The 18,738-nt window shown below is 63.0% G+C and carries 20 protein-coding genes; 6 read left to right on the forward strand and 14 right to left on the reverse strand.

Annotation, left to right across the window (positions count from 1 at the left end; translation table 11 throughout):
* Nucleotides 1-204 precede the first annotated feature (204 nt).
* Nucleotides 205-630, forward strand: coding sequence for a hypothetical protein (locus JOD78_RS21490; protein WP_204726744.1), 426 nt, complete (start codon nucleotides 205-207; stop codon nucleotides 628-630).
* Between the two features lie 219 nt (nucleotides 631-849).
* Here the strand turns inward: JOD78_RS21490 and JOD78_RS21495 are convergent, their stop codons facing one another.
* Together JOD78_RS21495 and JOD78_RS21500 are read right to left on the reverse strand one after the other, a co-directional pair.
* Nucleotides 850-2,253 carry a sensor histidine kinase gene (locus JOD78_RS21495; protein WP_121041342.1) on the reverse strand — a complete coding sequence of 468 codons (1,404 nt, stop codon included), beginning with the start codon at nucleotides 2,251-2,253 and terminating at the stop codon, nucleotides 850-852.
* A 4-nt stretch (nucleotides 2,254-2,257) separates the two neighbouring features.
* Nucleotides 2,258-2,944: a response regulator transcription factor gene (locus tag JOD78_RS21500; protein ID WP_088755402.1), complete on the reverse strand. Its 687-nt coding sequence runs from the start codon at nucleotides 2,942-2,944 to the stop codon at nucleotides 2,258-2,260.
* Between the two features lie 258 nt (nucleotides 2,945-3,202).
* Here JOD78_RS21500 and phnD point away from each other — a divergent pair, with 258 nt between their 5' ends.
* The 5 genes from phnD to glpD all read left to right on the forward strand — a co-directional run bounded on the left by phnD (nucleotide 3,203) and on the right by glpD (nucleotide 8,366).
* Nucleotides 3,203-4,192 carry a phosphate/phosphite/phosphonate ABC transporter substrate-binding protein gene (gene phnD, locus JOD78_RS21505; RefSeq protein ID WP_088755403.1) on the forward strand — a complete coding sequence of 330 codons (990 nt, stop codon included), beginning with the start codon at nucleotides 3,203-3,205 and terminating at the stop codon, nucleotides 4,190-4,192.
* Nucleotides 4,193-4,352: 160 nt separating this feature from the next.
* Nucleotides 4,353-5,123, forward strand: coding sequence for a phosphonate ABC transporter ATP-binding protein (gene phnC / locus JOD78_RS21510; RefSeq protein WP_013236645.1), 771 nt, complete (start codon nucleotides 4,353-4,355; stop codon nucleotides 5,121-5,123).
* Complete coding sequence (phnE, locus tag JOD78_RS21515; protein WP_121041338.1) at nucleotides 5,120-5,923, forward strand: phosphonate ABC transporter, permease protein PhnE; 804 nt, start codon at nucleotides 5,120-5,122, stop codon at nucleotides 5,921-5,923. The genes phnC and phnE (JOD78_RS21515) overlap by 4 nt, the downstream gene beginning before the upstream one ends.
* Complete coding sequence (gene phnE / locus JOD78_RS21520; protein WP_034339830.1) at nucleotides 5,916-6,749, forward strand: phosphonate ABC transporter, permease protein PhnE; 834 nt, start codon at nucleotides 5,916-5,918, stop codon at nucleotides 6,747-6,749. Before phnE (JOD78_RS21515) ends, phnE (JOD78_RS21520) begins: the two co-directional genes overlap by 8 nt.
* 12 nt (nucleotides 6,750-6,761) lie before the next feature.
* The gene (gene glpD / locus JOD78_RS21525) at nucleotides 6,762-8,366 is read left to right on the forward strand and encodes a glycerol-3-phosphate dehydrogenase (RefSeq protein ID WP_209569618.1); all 1,605 of its coding nucleotides are present in this window, start codon (nucleotides 6,762-6,764) and stop codon (nucleotides 8,364-8,366) included.
* On the opposite strand, the gene JOD78_RS21530 is transcribed toward glpD, so the two are convergent.
* From JOD78_RS21530 to urtB, 12 genes are all read right to left on the reverse strand, one after another.
* Entirely contained in the window at nucleotides 8,348-8,959 is a 612-nt protein-coding gene (locus JOD78_RS21530; RefSeq protein WP_034339842.1) for a HupE/UreJ family protein, read from the reverse strand. The two genes, glpD and JOD78_RS21530, sit on opposite strands and share 19 nt — an antisense overlap.
* A 59-nt stretch (nucleotides 8,960-9,018) precedes the next feature.
* Entirely contained in the window at nucleotides 9,019-9,651 is a 633-nt protein-coding gene (gene ureG / locus JOD78_RS21535) for an urease accessory protein UreG (protein WP_013236640.1), read from the reverse strand.
* Nucleotides 9,652-9,711: 60 nt separating this feature from the next.
* Nucleotides 9,712-10,392 carry an urease accessory UreF family protein gene (locus tag JOD78_RS21540; protein WP_121041335.1) on the reverse strand — a complete coding sequence of 227 codons (681 nt, stop codon included), beginning with the start codon at nucleotides 10,390-10,392 and terminating at the stop codon, nucleotides 9,712-9,714.
* Nucleotides 10,393-10,396: 4 nt separating this feature from the next.
* Complete coding sequence (gene ureE, locus JOD78_RS21545; RefSeq protein WP_204726745.1) at nucleotides 10,397-10,930, reverse strand: urease accessory protein UreE; 534 nt, start codon at nucleotides 10,928-10,930, stop codon at nucleotides 10,397-10,399.
* 18 nt (nucleotides 10,931-10,948) lie between these two features.
* Nucleotides 10,949-12,649, reverse strand: coding sequence for an urease subunit alpha (ureC, locus tag JOD78_RS21550; protein WP_121041331.1), 1,701 nt, complete (start codon nucleotides 12,647-12,649; stop codon nucleotides 10,949-10,951).
* The gene (locus JOD78_RS21555; protein WP_204726746.1) at nucleotides 12,646-12,990 is read right to left on the reverse strand and encodes an urease subunit beta; all 345 of its coding nucleotides are present in this window, start codon (nucleotides 12,988-12,990) and stop codon (nucleotides 12,646-12,648) included. The genes ureC and JOD78_RS21555 overlap by 4 nt, the downstream gene beginning before the upstream one ends.
* Nucleotides 12,991-13,000: 10 nt before the next feature.
* A complete protein-coding gene (locus JOD78_RS21560; RefSeq protein WP_008333723.1) occupies nucleotides 13,001-13,303 on the reverse strand; it encodes an urease subunit gamma in 303 nt (100 codons plus the stop codon).
* Nucleotides 13,304-13,393: 90 nt separating this feature from the next.
* Entirely contained in the window at nucleotides 13,394-14,257 is an 864-nt protein-coding gene (locus JOD78_RS21565; RefSeq protein ID WP_134134256.1) for an urease accessory protein UreD, read from the reverse strand.
* 148 nt (nucleotides 14,258-14,405) lie between these two features.
* A complete protein-coding gene (gene urtE, locus JOD78_RS21570) occupies nucleotides 14,406-15,104 on the reverse strand; it encodes an urea ABC transporter ATP-binding subunit UrtE (RefSeq protein ID WP_008333719.1) in 699 nt (232 codons plus the stop codon).
* A gap of 18 nt (nucleotides 15,105-15,122) precedes the next feature.
* The gene (urtD, locus tag JOD78_RS21575; RefSeq protein WP_121041327.1) at nucleotides 15,123-15,992 is read right to left on the reverse strand and encodes an urea ABC transporter ATP-binding protein UrtD; all 870 of its coding nucleotides are present in this window, start codon (nucleotides 15,990-15,992) and stop codon (nucleotides 15,123-15,125) included.
* Nucleotides 15,989-17,119 carry an urea ABC transporter permease subunit UrtC gene (gene urtC, locus JOD78_RS21580; RefSeq protein ID WP_121041325.1) on the reverse strand — a complete coding sequence of 377 codons (1,131 nt, stop codon included), beginning with the start codon at nucleotides 17,117-17,119 and terminating at the stop codon, nucleotides 15,989-15,991. The genes urtD and urtC overlap by 4 nt, the downstream gene beginning before the upstream one ends.
* Complete coding sequence (urtB, locus tag JOD78_RS21585; RefSeq protein WP_121041323.1) at nucleotides 17,116-18,732, reverse strand: urea ABC transporter permease subunit UrtB; 1,617 nt, start codon at nucleotides 18,730-18,732, stop codon at nucleotides 17,116-17,118. Before urtB ends, urtC begins: the two co-directional genes overlap by 4 nt.
* Between the last annotated feature and the right edge of the window lie 6 nt (nucleotides 18,733-18,738).

The raw sequence follows: 18,738 nt of genomic DNA on the forward strand, positions 1-18,738 counted from the left end.
AGGACCGTGAAACGACTTCGCGCCGATGATAGTGCTGCAACCAGTGTGAAAGTAGGTCATCGTCAGGCTTGTTACTCCCAAGAACCCTCGTTACGCAAGTAGCGAGGGTTTTTGCTTTGTGCGCTCCGTTTTCATTTGGTCGGCAGGCGAAGCAAATTCCGGTGTGGCCAGAGCTGCCGATGCTGTCTTCTCGGTCAGAAAGCCATGAAACGCGCCAGGCCGTTGATGCAGATGGCTTGGCGAAACTCCGGTTCTGTCCGCCGCACTGACAAAACGGCGACTTGCTTCATCTTTTCCACAGGCGTTCTCTGCGCATCGTCCGCATATCGGGCCGTCCTACCCTCCTTCTTCATATCACCTCTGAACCACCCAACACCGGGCGCGGTTTGTCTTTTCCACAGGGCAGCAACAGGAAAGCCAGCTTATGTTTTCCACAGGGCCAACTCCTCTTCACTGGCCGTGGATGAATTGTCCACAGCGATCCTGCTGAGTCACGTCTTGCGCTTCTCAAGTCAACGTCATTCCGTTGCAGAACAAGGTAATGGATCATTTTCCAAGTTTCCTGGAGTATTCGAGACAAAACCCAACACCAAAAGAAAAGCCGGCAAAGCCGGCTTTTCTAACAAATGAGTGATGACAGCATCTTCGCGGGAAGCCAATCAACTTATCCCCAATTCCGCCACGGATGCGACGCAAGCTACTTTGTCCACAGCCTGAACTAAGTGGAAACAGTGTACAAAATCTTATACACAGGCATTCGAGGTGGCCATCCCATGCTGTGCTGAATGACGAACGAGGCCGACAAAAAACTAAGTTTTCCACACCCTCCACATTCCTGCGACTCAACGCTCACCCCGCAACAGATCTGAAATGCACCAGCGCATTCAAGCCTTCAACCGCCCCCTCCTTGCTGATCCGATTGCGCAAGCTGATGGTCGCCTGCATCGAATCGACAATCTCCCCGCAGATGGTCAGCCCCAACCCCCCGGCTGAAGAGACATTGGAAGAAAACGCCTTGAACACATTCTCCATCGCCTGGTCATCGATCCCCTCTCCGCTATCCCAGATCAGCAGCTCCGCCACATCTTCCCGAGCACTGATGCGAATGCCCAGCTTCCCATGCACAGGCGTATGCCGGATCGCGTTATGCAGCAGATTGGAAATCAGCTCCCCGATCATCCACGGATGACCCATCACGAGTATCTTCTCCCCCTCCAGCTCGAAGTCCAGATCCTTCTCCGCAATCAGCGGCGACAGATCCACGGCCGTCTCGCGCGCCAGCATGCCCAGGTCACACACCTCCTGCGCACCGCGACCGCGTATCTGCTCGACCTTGGCCAGGGACAACAATTGATTGGCCAGCGTCGTGGCCCGCTCGACGGTACCCGACATCTCCTGCCAGATCACCGGTGCCGGCGCATCACCCCGCAAACCTGACTGCAGCTGCGTTTTCAGCACGGCCAATGGCGTACGCAACTGATGCGAGGCATTGGCCACGAAACGTTGCTGGTGATCCAGCAGCCGTCGCAAGCGCGCCATCAACTGATTCAAGGCATCGATGAACGGCTGCAATTCACGCGGTGCCATCGGCGGCGCCACGGGCGAGAGATCATCCGCCGGCCGCTCATCAAGCTGCCGCCGCAAGGCATCCACCGGTTGCAGCGCACGTCGCACCACATACAAGGTCACCGACACGATCACCACCAGCAAGGCCGCCTGACGGATCAGCGTCTCCCAGAAAATCTTGCGCGCCAGTGCACTGCGGTTCTCCATCGTCTCGGCCACCTGCACCAGTGCCGCGCCGCGCGGATCATTGGTCACCACCGGCTGGAACAGCGCTGCCACCCTGACCGGCACGCCGTTATAGGTATCTTCGTAGATATGCGCCAGGGCCGGATAGATGGCCTCCTTGTCCGCCTTCCCCTTGTAGGAAGGCAGATCCTGATCCCCCTCGAAGAACTTGCCGTCCAGGCCGTTGATGCGGTAAATCATGCGGCTCGAATAATCGGCCTCATAAATTTCCAGCGCCGCATAAGGCAGCGAAGCCTTGAGCTCGCCATTCTCGATGCGCAGCAGATCGCCAATCGAATGCACCGAGGCAATCAGCATGCGGTCATAAGCGGTGTTGACCGACTCCAGCGTATTGCGATAAAGCGAGAAGGAATCGATGACGATGAACAGCGCAATCGGTGAAATGATCCACGCCAGCAGATAGGCACGTACCGAGCGCCGCCGCGAAAACAGATGTGCCACGTCCTCAGCCCTCGCCACCCTGCTGCTGCCGATCCCGCAGCAGATACCCCAGCCCGCGCAGTGTCATGATCTCGGCACCGGTCTCCATGAGTTTCTTGCGCACCCGATGCACCACCACTTCGATGGCTTCGAGCTGCGTGTTCTCCTCCATCGGGAAAACCAGCCTGAACAATTTCTCCTTGGTCACCGCATGTCCGGGCTTGGCGATCAATGCCTTCAACAGCGTATGCTCGCGCGGCGTCAACTCCAGCGGCTCATCGTCACAATAGAAAGCCCCCGATGCCCGATCAAAGCGCAAGCGCCCGCAGCGCTGCCCACCGTCATCGGCATTGGTACGCCGCCGCAGCAGCGCACGGATGCGGGCATCGAGCTCATCCAGATCAAAGGGCTTGGCCAGGTAATCATCGGCACCGGCATTGAGGCCCACCACGCGATCGCCCACCGCGCCGCGCGCGGTCAGCACGATCACCGGGGTACCGATGTCCTGCGAGCGTATGCGCTGCAGCAGGTGCAGCCCGTCCAGTCCGGGAATATTGAGATCAAGCACCACCAGGTCGCCGATCCCATCCTTGATGTGCGAGAGCGCACTGATGCCATCGCCGCAATGCGTGACCTGGAAGCCGCGCCGTTCCAGCGCGCGTACCAGGGCGCGCGACATGTCGATGTCATCCTCTACCAGCAGGATATGCATGATCTCCCGTGTCGTTATCGTTGTGCAGCCGCCTTTATACCGCCAATCCACCCAGGGCGCGAGTCCCGTCTCCCCACGCTTTGAAAGCAGATTGAAAGCCGCTGGAAAGGCAGCTGACAGGAAACCCCCTCCTCGGCGGCCTCGCCCCATGGCAAAAGCCGCCTCCCTCGCCTACACTCCCGCACATCGCCGGCCACGCACCGATCAACACCGCCGTCGCGACCGGCACCAAGACCAAAACCATCTCCAGGAGACAGCATGACCCCACGTCTGATCAAGACCCTGTTGGCACTCGCCCTGGCCGCTCCGGCCATCGCCTTCGCCCAGGACACCTGCAGCAATCGCGGCGACCTCGACCAGCAATACTGCGACGCCAATCACGACCTGACCGCCGACACCCCCACCGATCCCAAGAAGCTGAAGAACCCCAATACCCTGGTCTTCACCTTCACCCCGGTGGAAGACCCAGCCGTCTACGACAAGATCTTCAAGCCCTTCACCGACTACCTGTCGCAATGTACCGCCAAGAAGGTGGTCTTCTTCCAGGTGCAATCCAACGCCGCTGAGATCGAAGCCATGCGCTCGGGCCGCCTGCACGTCGGCGGCTTCTCGCCGGGACCGACCAACTTCGCCGTCAACATCGCCGGTGCCGTGCCGTTTGCCGTCATCGGTGACGCCAAGGGTTATCAGGGTTATACCCTCAACGTGATCGTGCGCAAGGACAGCCCGATCCAGAAGATGACCGACCTCAAGGGCAAGAAGGTCGCCCACACCGCGCCCTCGTCGAACTCCGGCCACATGGCCCCGATGGCCTTGTTCCCCAAGCTGGGCGTGACCCCGGACAAGGACTACAAGGTCATCTTCTCCGGCAAGCATGACCAGTCCATCCTGGGCGTGAACTCGGGTGACTACGATGCTGCCGCCGTGGCCTCCGACGTGTTTGACCGCATGGTGGAGCGTGGCGTCATCAAGGCCGAGAACTTCCGCGTCATCTGGCACAGCGAGAAATTCCCGACCCAGGACTTCGCCTATGCGCATGACCTGGAGCCGAACTTCCGCGACAAGATGCTCAAGTGCTTCTACGACTATCGCTTCACCGATGAGCTCAAGAAGGCCTTCGCCGGTTCCGATCGCTTCTACCCGATCAACTACAAGAAGGACTTCGAGATGGTGCGCTTCGTCGCCCAGTCCGCCGGTGAGTCCTTCAACCGCGCCGCCTACGACAAGCAGAACGCCGGCAAGAAGTAAGCATCACCGAAAGGCATCCGTGACCTCCGGTCCGGATGCCGCAAGACGATTCCATCCAGCACAAGCAACACGGCCCCTGCCCATCGGCAGGGGCTGCGGCCCCTCGCATCCCGCAGTCCGCCGCGCACCACCAGAAACATCACCAGAGAAAGCGTCTCCCATGTCACACGCCATCGAAATCCAGGGCCTGGTCAAGGAATACAAGCCCGGTCATCCCATCCTCAAAGGCATCGACCTGAAGATTGGCGACGCCGGCCTGATCGCCATCATCGGCCCTTCCGGCACCGGCAAGTCCACCCTGATCCGCTGCATCAACCGCCTGGTCGATCCCAGCCGTGGCGCGATCTGGTTCGAGGGCGAAGGCAAGCGCGTGAACCTGGCCGAACTGCGCGGCCGCGCCCTGCGCGAACAGCGCCGCCACATCGGCATGGTGTTCCAGGAATACAACCTGGTGGAACGCCTTTCCGTGATGGAGAACCTGTTGTGCGGAAGACTGGGTTACGTCAATGCCTTCACCGCCTGGCGCCGCAACTTCGCCAAGGAAGACATCGCGCACGCGTTTGAATTGCTAGATACCGTGGGCCTGGGCAACTTCGCCAACCAGCGGGCTGACGCGCTCTCCGGCGGCCAGCGCCAGCGCGTGGGCATTGCCCGTGCCCTGATGCAGCGCCCGCGCCTGCTGCTGGCCGATGAACCGACTTCCTCGCTGGACCCCAAGACCTCCTTCGAGATCATCTCGCTGCTCAAGGAACAGGGCCGCGCCCAGAAGATCCCGGTCATCGTCAACATCCACGACGTGGAACTGGCCAAGCGCTATGCCGACCGCATCATCGGCATGTCCGGCGGCCACGTGGTCTACGACGGCAATGCAGAGAACCTGTCGGATGACTTCCTCAAACAGATCTACGGCGGCGAGGACTGGCTGGCATGACGACCTCCTCCACTTCCTCCACGCCCCGCGTGAGCCTGGCCTTCAAGCCGCAACTGGCCACCCGCGTGGTGATCTGGCTGATCGCCCTGTATGCGATCTACGCAGCCACGCAACTGGGTTTCTCGTGGGAGCGTTTCTCTTCGGGCCTCGGCAATGGCGCCAAGTTCCTGGGCCGCATGTTTCCGCCCGATCTCTCCAAGGGCGACATCCTCTGGGGCGGCATCAAGGAGACGCTGCAGATTGCCGTGCTGGCGTCGCTGTTTGGCATCCTGTTCTCGCTGCCTATCGGCTTGATGGGCGCACGCAACCTGATGCCCTCCTGGATCTCCTGGCCTGCACGCGCGCTGGTGTCGGTGTGCCGCTCGCTGCATCCGGTGATCGTGGCCATCCTGTTCGTCAAGGCCGTGGGCTTTGGTGCGCTGGCCGGCGTGCTGGCGCTGATCGTGGCGTCCATCGGCTTCATCGGCAAGCTCTTTGCCGAAGCCATTGAAGAGATCTCCATCAAACAGGTCGAAGCCATCCGCGCCACCGGTGCCTCCTTCATGAACGTGATCCTCTTCGGCGTGCTGCCTCAGGTGATGTCGCGCTTCGTCGGTTTCTCGACCTACCAGCTCGACTCCAACCTGCGCAACTCGACCATGGTCGGCATCGTCGGTGCGGGCGGTGTGGGCGGCGTGCTGTTCTCCGCCTTCCAGCGCTTCGATTACGACTTCGTGCTCACCATCCTGGTCACCATCATCACCATCATCGTCGTCGGCGAATTGCTGGCCAATTCGGTCAAGAAGGTCTTCAATGTCTGATACCGTCCTCCCCCGCCCCGCTGCCGCGCTCAACCCGGCCGAGCGCGAATGGCAGCGCCATACGCCCCTGCAGCGCATCCTGCGTTTCACCGTGTGGCTGGTCATCGCCCTGGCCGTGGTGCAATCGCTGCGCTACATCGAGATCATCCCCGAGTTCCTCTACGATGCACCCGAGCAGATGAGCGACATGCTCGCCCGCATGTGGCCCATCGACTGGGCCTACTTCAGCAGCGACGTCCAGGCCGGACTGATCGAGACCCTGCACATCGCTACGCTCGGTACCCTGCTCTCCATCGTGCTGGCCATTCCCTTTGGCCTGCTGGTGGCGCCCAACCTGACCCGCCATCGCGGCCTGAACCTGTTCGCCCGCATCGTGCTGGTGGCCAGCCGCTCGGTCAATTCGCTGGTGTGGGCGCTGCTGTTCCTGGCCATCTTCGGACCCGGTCCGCTGGCGGGTACGCTGGCCATCGCTTTCCGCTCGATCGGCTTCGTCGGCAAGATGGCCGGCGAGACCATCGAGCAGATGCCGCGCGGCCCCATCGAGGCGCTGCAGGCGTCGGGCGCGAGCAAGTTCTCCGAGATCTGGTATGGCTACTGGCCGCAATTGAAGCCCGCCTTCATGTCCATCGTGCTGCTGCGCTGGGACATCAACGTGCGTGAATCCGCCGTGCTGGGCATCGTCGGTGCCGGTGGCGTGGGCATGGTGCTCGATACCGCGTTGAACCTGTTCCAGTGGCCGCGCGTGGCGACGGTGCTGGTTTCCATTTTCGCCATCGTGATCGTGACCGAAGTGGTGGTCACGCAAATCCGCAAGCGCATACTCTGACCGGGAGCCAGCATGAAAGCACGTGGCATGGAAGGCATCACCTATCCTCCGCAATACGATGTGCTGGTGGTCGGCGGCGGCATCAACGGCGCGGGCATCGCGCGCGATGCGGCCGGGCGCGGCCTGTCGGTGGCGCTGTGCGAACAGCACGACCTGGCGCAGCATACGTCGTCGTCCTCCAGCAAGCTCATCCACGGTGGCCTGCGCTACCTGGAACATTATGAATTCGGGCTGGTGCGCAAGGCGCTGATCGAGCGCGAAGTGCTCTTGCGCAGCGCGCCGCACATCATGTGGCCGCTGCGCTTCGTGATGCCGCATGACCAGGGACAGCGCCCCGCCTGGCTGATCCGTTTGGGCATGTTCCTCTACGATCACCTGGCCCGACGCGAATTGTTGCCGGGCTCGCGTGCACTGGACCTGCGCCGCCACGCCTCGGGGGCGCCATTGAAAGCGCAGTTCACGCGTGGCTTCGTCTATTCCGATGGCTGGGTCGATGATGCCCGGCTGGTGGTGTTGAACGCCATGGATGCCGCCGAAAAAGGCGCGCACATCATGACCCGCACCCGCTGCGAATCGCTCACGCGCCAGGACAACGGCTGGCAAGCGGTGCTGCGCCGTGAAGACGGCCATGCCATGCAGGTGCGCGCACGCTGCGTGGTCAATGCCGCCGGCCCGTGGGTGGCGCAGTTCCTGGGCGGTGCGGCCCACGTGCATTCGAGCAAGTCGGTGCGCCTGGTCAAGGGCAGCCACATCGTGGTGCCACGCCTGTTCGAACACGATCACGCCTACATCTTCCAGAACCCGGATGGCCGCATCGTCTTCGCCATTCCCTACGAGCAGGACTTCACGCTCATCGGCACCACCGATATCGAGTACCAGGGCCGGGTGGAAGACGTGGCCATCTCCGAGGATGAGACGGCCTATCTCTGTCAGCTGGCCAATCGCTATTTCGAGAAGCCCATTACACCGGCCGACGTGGTGTGGTCGTATTCAGGGGTGCGCCCGCTGCTGGAAGACGCAGCCGCCGACGCCTCGGCCGTCACGCGCGACTACCAGCTCGACCTGAACACGCAAGGCGCCCCGCTGCTCTCCATCTTCGGCGGCAAGATCACCACCTTCCGCAAGCTGGCCGAGGAAGCGGTTGACATGATCGCGCCGGTGCTGGGCAACCAGCGCGGCGCGTGGACCGAGCACGGCTGCCTGCCGGGTGGCGACCTGTATGGGGCGCAGCCGTCCAATCGCTCGGTGCGCCAATTCGGTCATTACGTGGAAGGCTTGCAGCAGCAGTATCCCTGGCTGCCTGCCGCATTGTTGCAACGCTATGCGCGTGCCTATGGCAGCCGCACGCACGCGCTGCTGGAAGGAAGAAAGAACTTGGAAGAGATGGGAGAAGAAATCCTGGGCGGGCTCTATGCCGCCGAGGTGGACTACTTGTTGCGCCACGAATGGGCCACCAATGCGGCCGACATCCTGTGGCGGCGTTCGAAGCTCGGCCTGCATTTCCCCAAGGGCAGCGAGGCCGTGCTGGACGCCTGGCTGGCCGCGCGCGGCGGCCAGTCTTCCGGTCAGGAACCACCCGCCGAAGCGGGCGAGTTGCTTCAGGCAGCCAGCAGGTAAGCACCCACGGCGGCGATACCGACGCCGCCGATGCGCACCACGCGGTCAGCCATCTGCTTGCCCGCGATCAGGCCGATACCGAGGCCGGCGGCATGCAGCAGTGCGGTGGCGGCGATGAAGCCGGCACCGTACAGGGCGGCCGAGCTGCCGTGCGGCAGTTCAGCGCCGTGTGCGTAGCCATGGAACATCGCGAAGACCGACACCACCAGCGTGCTGCCCCACAGCGGCAGGCGCACGGCGAAGGCGATCAGCAGGCCCAGCACGGCCACCGAAGCGGCGATACCGGTTTCCACGGCCGGCACTTGCAGGCCGGCGAAGGCCAGCAGCGCGCCAGCCACCATCATCAGCGGGAAGGCCAGCGGCAGCACCCACAGGGCGCGCTGCTTGTTCTGTGCCGCCCACAGGCCCACGGCCAGCATGGCCAGCAGGTGGTCGATGCCCGAGAACGGATGGGCGAAGCCGGCGGCCATGCTGGCCGAGGCATCCATGGTGGAACCCGGATGGCCGGGGTGCGCCAGGGCAGTGCCGGCCGCCAGTGCGGTGACGGCTAGGACGCCCAGGCGGGCGCGGGTCTTGGTCGAGAGGGTCAACATGTTTTCTCCTTGGGCTGATACGGCAGATTCTTGAATCGGGGAAGTGACAGGGTTCAGGTTCAGTTCTTCGGCTTCTCGTCCAGCAAGCCCTGCTTGCGGATGTATTCGATGACCTTTTCCACCCCGTCGCCACTGCGCAGGTTGGTGAACACGAAGGGGCGCTCACCGCGCATGCGCTTGGCATCGGCCGCCATGATATCCAGATTTGCGCCCACATAGGGAGCCAGGTCGGTCTTGTTGATGATGAGCAGGTCCGAGCGGGTGATGCCGGGGCCGCCCTTGCGCGGAATCTTTTCGCCGCCGGCCACGTCGATCACGTAGATGGTCAGGTCCGACAGTTCCGGGCTGAAGGTGGCGGCCAGGTTGTCGCCGCCGGACTCCACCAGGATCAGGTCCAGGTCCGGGAAATCGGCACTCATGCGGGCAATGGCTTCCAGGTTGATGGAGGCATCCTCGCGGATGGCAGTGTGCGGGCAGCCGCCGGTCTCCACACCCATCAGGCGTTCTGCCGGCAGCGCATCGGCGCGCAGCAGGATTTCCATGTCTTCCTTGGTGTAGATGTCATTGGTGATGACGGCCATGTCGTAATGGTCGCGCATGCGCTTGCACAGCATTTCGCACAGCGCCGTCTTGCCGGAACCGACCGGGCCGCCGATGCCCACGCGCAGCGGATTGGAAGTGGAGTTGCTCATGGTTGGTCTCTTGATCTCTTGGTCGTGTTGAAACGAAAACGATATAAACGATATAAATAATCAGGAACGATAGATGCGGCTGTACTGCACCTCATGCTGCATCGACAGCAGCGACAGGCCCGGTGCCCAGTTGCACAGCTCGTCATCCTCCAGCGTCAGCGCGGTGGCCGCGGCCTTTTCCAGTTCAGGCTGCAGCGACAGCAGGATACGCTGCCCCGCCACCTGGCCCAGCGGCACCGTCTTCACGCAGGCCAGCACCTGGTTCTCGGCCCAGGCGAACAGCATGCCCAGCACCGCCGCCTCGCGCGGCACCTGCAGGGCCACGGTAGCAAAGGCCAGCGAGGTTGGCAGCGGCAGTTCCGGCTGCGCCTGCAGGATGGCCAGCAAGGCCTCATCGCCCAGCTTCAGGTCGGTCGCCAGTTTGCCCAGCGAATAGCCCATCTGAATGGTTTCGGCACGAAACTCGGAAGTATCGCGGGCCGCGATGAAGCGTTCGGTCCACAAGGTAACCTTTTCTGCATCACGGGCTTCGAAGGCCGCTACCAGCCGCGCAAAGATGGGGGCCTCGAAACGCGCCACCACCTCATGCAGCGCATGGCCTATCCAGGCACGGGCCGTGGCTTCGCTGCCCACGCGCCCGCACTCGATGGCCGCCTCCAGCCCTTGCGAATAGCTGTAGGCGCCGATCGGCAAGGACGGGCTGCTCAGTTGCAGCAGGTGCAGCAAGGCGGCAGCTTGCATGGGGTCAGCCCTCTTCCTTCTTGTCGCCGGGACGATGGATTTTCTGGCGCAGCGGAATCGGTGCCAGCGGATTGTGGTGATGGTCATCGCCATGATGGTGATGACCGCCGCCATAGGCCCCCGCTTCCGGCTCGAAGGCCGCCAGTTCTTCGGAGACGCGCGCGCCCAGCCCTTCCAGCATTTCCTTCAGCACCGGGTCCTTGCGGATGCGCAGGAAACCGGCGCCCCCTTCGTGGCCCACATGCGCCTGGGTGTGACGATTGCCGAGGTGGAAGGCGCAACGCAGCAGCAGGTGCGCATCGGCCGCATCGACGCGATAGGTCGCTTCGGCCTTGGCGATGATCCTGACCACGCGGCCATCATCGCCGCGCAGCAGGTCGCCATCGCGCAGCACCGTACCGCGCACGGTGAACACCGCCACGTCTTCACCGGAACGCAGGGTGGCACGCAGGCGGCTCTTCTCGCGCTGGTCATAGGGCAGTTCCAGTTCGCCGTCGATCTGCTCGGCCTGGGCTATCTTGGTATTGAGAGTGAGCATGAAAAAATCTAATGAAAATCAGAACAGGAAATAACGTTGTGCCAGCGGCAGCGAGACCGCCGGTTCGCACACCAGCAGCTCGCCATCGGCGCGCACTTCATAGGTCTCGGAATCGACTTCCATCTTCGGCGTGGCACCGTTGTGGATCATGTCGCGCTTGCGCAGGTTGCGCATGTTCTTCACGGCCACCACCGGCTTGTTGAGTTTGAGCTGTTCACCGATGCCGGCATCGAAGGCCGCCTGCGAGACGAAGGTCATCGAGGTCTTCAAGCCACCGCCATAGGCACCGAACATCATCCGGTAATGCACTGGCTGCGGGGTCGGGATGGAGGCATTGGGGTCACCCATCTGGGCGGCCGCGATCATCCCGCTCTTCAGGATCATCGAGGGCTTGGCCCCGAAGAAAGCCGGCTTCCACAGCACGATGTCGGCGATCTTGCCCACTTCCAGCGAGCCCACCACGTGCGAGATACCGTGGGTGATGGCCGGGTTGATGGTGTACTTGGCGATGTAGCGCTTGATGCGGAAGTTGTCGTTGCGCGAGGTATCTTCCTTGAGCGAACCGCGCTGCACCTTCATCTTGTGCGCGGTCTGCCAGGTACGCAGGATGACTTCGCCCACGCGGCCCATGGCCTGCGAGTCGGAAGACATCATCGAGATCGCGCCGATGTCATGCAGGATGTCTTCGGCGGCGATGGTCTCGCGGCGGATGCGCGATTCGGCAAAGGCGATGTCTTCGGCGATGGCCGGGTCCAGGTGATGGCAGACCATCAGCATGTCCAGGTGTTCGTCCAGCGTATTGACCGTGAAGGGACGCGTCGGATTGGTCGAGGACGGCAGCACGTTGCCCTCACCCACGGCCGCGATGATGTCCGGTGCGTGGCCGCCGCCCGCGCCTTCGGTGTGGAAGGTGTGGATGGTGCGGTCCTTGAAGGCCGCCAGCGTGTGCTCCAGGAAGCCGCCCTCATTGAGCGTATCGGTGTGGATGGCCACCTGGATATCCATGCGGTCGGCCACCGTCAGGCAGTTGTCGATGGCCGCAGGCGTCGAGCCCCAGTCCTCGTGCAGCTTCAGGCCGATGGCACCGGCGCGGATCTGTTCTTCCAGCGGCAACGGCAGGCTGACGTTGCCCTTGCCGAGGAAACCGAGGTTCATCGGGAAGGCGTCCGCTGCGGCCAGCATGGAGTGAATGTGCCAGGGACCGGGTGTGCAGGTGGTGGCGGCCGTGCCGACGGCCGGACCGGTGCCGCCGCCCAGCATGGTGGTGACGCCGCTCATGAGCGCTTCCTCGATCTGCTGCGGACAGATGAAGTGGATGTGGCTGTCGATGCCGCCGGCGGTGACGATCATGCCTTCACCGGCGATGATCTCGGTGGCGCCGCCGATGGCCATGGTCACGCCGGGCTGGATGTCGGGATTGCCGGCCTTGCCGATGCCGGCGATCTTGCCCGACTTGATGCCGATGTCGGCCTTGACGATGCCCCAGTGATCGACGATGAGCGCATTGGTGATGACGGTATCCATCACCTCGGCATGGGGGCGCTGCGACTGGCCCATGCCGTCGCGGATCACCTTGCCGCCGCCGAATTTCACTTCCTCGCCATAGACCGTGTAATCCTTCTCCACTTCCAGGAACAGCGCGGTATCGGCCAGGCGCACGCGGTCGCCGACGGTGGGGCCGAACATTTCGGCATAGGCCGAACGGGAAATCTTGCTCATTTGGTTTGCCCCTTCTTGTCGTTGCCATGCCGGGCCTTCAGCTTGCCCATCACCAGTGCATTGAAGCCGTAGACGCGGCGGTCCCCTGCCAGCGCCACCAGTTCCACCGTGCGTTCCTGTCCGGGCTCGAAGCGCACCGCCGTCCCGGCCGCGATGTTCAAGCGCATGCCATAGGCCGCTTCGCGTTCGAAGCGCAGTGCCGGATTGGTCTCATAAAAATGGAAGTGGGAGCCGACCTGGATGGGACGGTCGCCGCTGTTGGCCACCGTCACCGTCACGGTGGGGCGGCCGACATTGAGTTCGATGTCGCCGGGTTCGACCAGCATTTCGCCTGGAATCATGACGCGCTCCTCAAGGAATCGGATGGTGGACGGTGACCAGCTTGCTGCCATCGGGGAAGGTGGCTTCGACCTGGATGTCGGGGATCATCTCGGGCACGCCTTCCATGACATCGTCGCGGGTCAGGATGGTGGTCCCCTCGGACATCAGCTCGGCCACGGTCTTGCCGTCGCGCGCGCCTTCCATGATGGCGGCGGTGATCAGCGCCACCGCTTCCGGATAGTTGAGCTTGAGGCCACGGGCCTTGCGGCGCTCGGCCAGCAGGGCAGCGGTGAAGATGAGCAGCTTGTCTTTTTCTCTTGGTGTCAGTTCCATGTTGGCTCCTGGCCGTTGGATGGCCTTCAGGTTCTATAACGCAGGGCGAGGCTTGATTCAGTTTTCCTGATGCAGCGTTTTACGTCGTATTCATGTATTCCAGATGCGCGGAATGGCCGCCGGCTTGCCGGTGACCGCCGGGCGCAGCACATGCCAGGCCGCATGCAGCCACTGCCGCGCCACCAGGCTGGATGGCCCCATGTAGCGCGCGATCAGCACCTGCTTCATCAGCGTGGCACCGCTGCGTCCTTCCAGCTGCAGGGCGCCGATGGTCTCGCGCAGCCGTCCGAGCAGTGCCGCATCCATGCCATCGCCCACGGCGATCAAGGTGCCACAGATGGTCTGCCCGTCCAGCGCCAGCGGGCCTTGCATGGCGCCTGCCTCCGCCTGCAGGCGGCCCTGCTCGAACCACACCAGCTTGCCGCCGCGGCGGATGCTGGTGCGCTGGCTGACGGCACCGGTGTCGAAGGTTTCGCCCGACGCGGTACGGCCGAAGCAGAGGATTTCCGCGCCCAGGTAAGCGGCGTCGGCGGCCAGGGTCACTTCATGTTCCATGCGCACGTCGGCGCCATCGAAGAAGATGGTTTCCTGCGGCAGCCATTCCAGCGTGGCCCCGGCTGCTGCGTCGAGCCTGACGGCCTGGCGCGAGGACTGGCCGTTGGCGCGATACCACTTGCCCGCACCGGGCGTGGTCAGCAGCGCATGGGCGCGCTCGCCCACCTCGGCGGTGATGGAGAGCTGGTCGCCACCGACGATGCCGCCCGGCGGGTGGACGATGATGGCGTGGCAGATGGAGGGATCTTCGGGATAGAGCGGCTTCTGCACGCGCAGGGGGCCGAAGTGCTGGCGGCGCATGAGGCGCGTGGTGCCCTTGTCGTCGGCAAAGCCCAACGCCAGGCGTGCCTGGTCCGGCGCATGCCGCAGGGGCGCGCCTGGTGTCGCGGGAGCCGGCATGCTGGCGGGTTCCGGATGGCCGGGGAGTCGTTTCATACCTGGTTCTTCATTGCGTGGAAGGCGGCGTGTGCAAGCGGACTGCCTGGCCGCGAACATGCGACTTTATAGCAGACCCGCTGCAAACGCGCAGCCTTCCTGTGCGACGGCCTCAGACCGCCAGATGCTTCTTCACGTCCTCGCCATCCATCTGATCCTGGGTGCCGGCCGCGACCACTTCGCCGCGCGACATCACCACGAAGGTATCGGCCAGTTCGCGGGCGAAGTCGAAATACTGCTCGCACAGCAGGATGCCGATGTCGCCGCGCTGGCGCAGCAGGCTGATGACGCGGCCGATGTCCTTGATGATGGAGGGCTGGATGCCTTCGGTCGGTTCATCCAGGATGATCAGCTTGGGCTCGGCCAGCAGTGCCCGGGCGATGGCCAGCTGCTGCTGCTGGCCGCCGGAAAGATCGCCGCCGCGACGATGCAGCATTTCCTTCAACACCGGGAAGAGTTCATAGACCTCGCCCTTGATGGTGGAGGCACGGCGGCCCGACAGCGTAGCCATGCCCATGAGCATGTTTTCTTCCACCGTCAGGCGCGCGAAGATCTCGCGTCCCTGCGGCACGTAGGCGATGCCCAGCTTGGCGCGCTGGTGCGGCTTGAGACGGGTGATGTCCTGGCCTTCGAAGCTGACGTTGCCCTTGGCCACCGGCAGCACGCCCATCAGGCATTTCAGGAGCGTGGTCTTGCCCACGCCATTGCGGCCCAGAAGGGACAAGACTTTGCCCTTCTGCACATCGAGCGAGACGCCGCGCAGCGTATGCGCCGCGCCGTAGTACTGGTTCAGTTCATTGACTTGCAGCATGGATGATGGTCTCCGCTCTTATCGTCCCAGGTAGACTTCGATGACGCGCTCGTTGGATTGCACCTGGCGCATGTTGCCTTCGGCCAGCACCGATCCTTCATGCAGCACGGTCACTTTGCCACCTTGGGCGATCTCTTCGACGAAGCCCATGTCGTGTTCCACCACCATGATGGAATGCTTGCCGCGCAGCTCGTTCAACAGCTCGGCGGTGCGGGCGGTCTCGGCGTCGGACATGCCGGCCACCGGTTCGTCCAGCAACAGCAATTGCGGTTCTTGCATCAACAGCATGCCGATTTCCAGCCACTGTTTCTGCCCGTGCGAGAGCAGGCCGGCCACGCGATGTTCCTGGCCGTTCAGGCGGATCAGCTTGAGGATTTCCTCGATCTTGCCGATCTGCTCCGAGGACAGTCGCGCAAAGAGCGTGGTCTTGACGCGCTTGTCCATCTTCATCGCCAGTTCCAGGTTTTCGAACACGGTGTGCTGCTCGAACACCGTCGGGCGCTGGAACTTGCGGCCGATGCCCGCATGCGCGATCTCGTATTCGGTCATCTTGGTCAGGTCGATGGTCTGGCCGAAGAAGGCGGTGCCGGACGTGGGCCGGGTCTTGCCGGTGATGACGTCCATCATCGTGGTCTTGCCCGCACCGTTGGGACCGATGATGCAGCGCAATTCACCGACCGAAATATCCAGGTTCAGGTTGTTGATGGCCTTGAAGCCATCGAAGGACACCGTGATGTTTTCCAGATAGAGGATGGCACCGTGGGTGGTATCGACGCCTTCGGGTTTGATGCGTTCGTAGGATGCGCCGTGGTCGGCGCGGGGCGTATCGACGTTGCCGCCCAGGCCGCCGATGGCGACTGGATTCTTGCCGGGTTCGATGGCACTCATGCGGCCTCCTTGGATGCGCTGCCCTCAGCGGACGCGGCATCGCGTTTCTTGAATTTCTGCACCAGGCCCAGGATGCCCTGCGGCAGGAACAGCGTGACCAGGATGAAGATCAGCCCCAGCGCATACAGCCACAGGTCCGGGAAGGCCGCAGTGAACCAGCTCTTCAAGCCATTGACCGTGAAGGCGCCGATGATCGGTCCGATCAGCGTGCCACGGCCACCGACGGCCGCCCAGATCACCATCTCGATGGAGTTGGCCGGCGACATCTCGGAAGGATTGATGATGCCCACCTGTGGTACGTACAGGGCACCGGCGATACCGCAGATCACGGCCGACAGCGTCCACACGAAGAGCTTGAACCACAGCGGGTTGTAGCCGATGAACATGAGGCGTGATTCGGAATCGCGCACGCCCTGCAGCACGCGGCCCAGCTTGGAGGTGACGATCATGCGGCACAGGACCAGGGCACCGAACAGCAGCGCCAGCGTCACCAGGTACAGCACCGCCTTGGTGGCCGGTGCGGTGATGGTGAAGCCGAGGATGCGCTTGAAGTCGGTGAAGCCGTTGTTGCCGCCGAAGCCGGTATCGTTGCGGAAGAACAGCAGCATGAAGGCGAAGGTCATCGCTTGCGTGATGATGGAGAAATACACGCCCTTGATGCGCGAACGGAACGCGAAGTAACCGAACACGAAGGCCAGCAGACCCGGCACCAGCACCACCAGCAGCATGGAGAACCAGAAGTGGTCGGTCATCCACCAGTACCAGGGATAGGCCTTCCAGTTCAGGAACACCATGAAGTCAGGCAGGTTGCTCTGGTACACGCCGTCACGGCCGATGGCGCGCATCAGGTACATGCCGTGGGCGTATCCGCCCAGTGCGAAGAAAACGCCATGCCCCAGCGAGAGGATGCCCGTGTAGCCCCACACCAGGTCGAGGGCCAGCGCAGCCATGGCATAGCACATGAACTTTCCGACCAAAGCGACGGTGTAGGAGGACACGTGCAGCGCGCTATCTGCGGGGAACAGCAGGTTGCACACCGGCAGCAGTGCCAGCACGATGGTGCAGATGACGATGCCGGTCCAGGACGGGCGATTGAACAGCGAGGGGCGCATGATCATGGTGCTCATTCCACGCTCCTTCCCTTGAGTGCGAAGAGGCCTTGCGGACGCTTCTGGATGAATACGATGATGAAGACCAGGATGGCGATCTTGGCCAGCACGGCACCGGCCATCGGTTCCAGGAATTTGTTGACTTCGCCCAGGCCGAAGGCTGCGATGACGGTCCCGGCCAGCTGGCCCACGCCACCCAGCACCACCACCATGAAGGAGTCGACGATGTAACCCTGTCCCAGGTCGGGACCGACGTTGCCCAGCTGCGAGAGGGCCACGCCACCGAGACCGGCGATGCCGCAACCGAGGCCGAAGGTCATCATGTCGATCTTGCCGGTGGACACGCCCACGCAGTCGGCCATGCGGCGGTTCTGGGTGACGGCGCGCACGAACAGGCCCAGGCGCGTCTTGTTCAGGATCAGCCACACCGCGAACACCACGAAGAGCGCGAAGAACACGATCACGATGCGGTTGTAGGAGAGCACCAGCGAACCCAGCACGGTCACGCCGCCCGACATCCAGCTCGGGTTGGCCACTTCCACGTTCTGCGCACCGAAGATGGAGCGCACACCTTGCATCAGCATCAGGCTGATGCCCCAGGTGCAGAGCAGGGTTTCCAGCGGACGGCCATAGAGCCAGCGGATCACCAGGCGCTCCAGCGCGATGCCAACCGCTGCGGCCACGATGAAGGCGGCCGGCAGTGCCACCACCAGATACGCATCGATGGCACCGGGGAAGAATTTGCGGAACACCAGCTGGCACACGTAGGTGGTGTAGGCACCGATCATCAGCAGCTCACCGTGGGCCATGTTGATGATGCCCATGAGGCCGAAGGTGATGGCCAGGCCCAGCGCGGCCAGCAGCAGCACGCTGCCCAGCGAGACGCCATAGAACAGCTTGCCGGCGAAGTCGACGATGGCCAGGTGGCGGTCCAGTGCGGAGAGGGTGCGCACTGCTTCGATACGCACGCCTTCATCGGCTTCGACGTAGGAGCCATCGGGATTCTTGGCCAGCATGTTTTCCAGCACCGGCTTCAACGAGGCATTGGTGGTCTCGGCCAGTTTCTTGACGGCCGCGCGGCGTGCCGCCGGGTCGGCCGAATGCAGGTTGGCGGTGGCTTGCACCTGCTGCAGCACGTCCTTGATCTGCGGATCGCTTTCCTTGGCGAGCGCTTTTTCGATCAGCGGGATCTGCGCCGGGTCGGCATTCTTGAGCAATTCACCGGCGGCGGCCAGGCGCTGGTCGCGCTGCGGTGAGAGCAGCTTCAGGCCCGAGAGCGCGCCATCGACAGCACCGCGCAGGCGGTTGTTGACGGTGATGCCTTCGGCGTCATCGGGCGCCGGGCCGGTCTGGTCATTGGCCGGATTGAACGCCTTGCCCGCGTCGTCGACGATGAGCACGTCACCGGCGGGGGTGACGTAGAGCGCGTCGCTGTTCAAGGCGTTGAGGATCTTGAGCGCGTCTTCATTGGCCAGCGCGGCAATCTGGTTGACGGCGTCGATGCGCGCGTCGGGGTCGTCTCCGCCAAGGGGCTTGAGCAGGGCCGGATCGATGGCTGCGAACGCCCCCAGGGCGTGGACGCAAAGCCAGGTCGCGAGCAGCCCGCGTAGGAACTGGATGGCTGGTTTCATGGTCGG

Origin of the sequence: Herbaspirillum sp. 1130 (assembly GCF_017833835.1) — a bacterium.
Classification (GTDB): Bacteria; Pseudomonadota; Gammaproteobacteria; order Burkholderiales; family Burkholderiaceae_D; genus Herbaspirillum; species Herbaspirillum huttiense.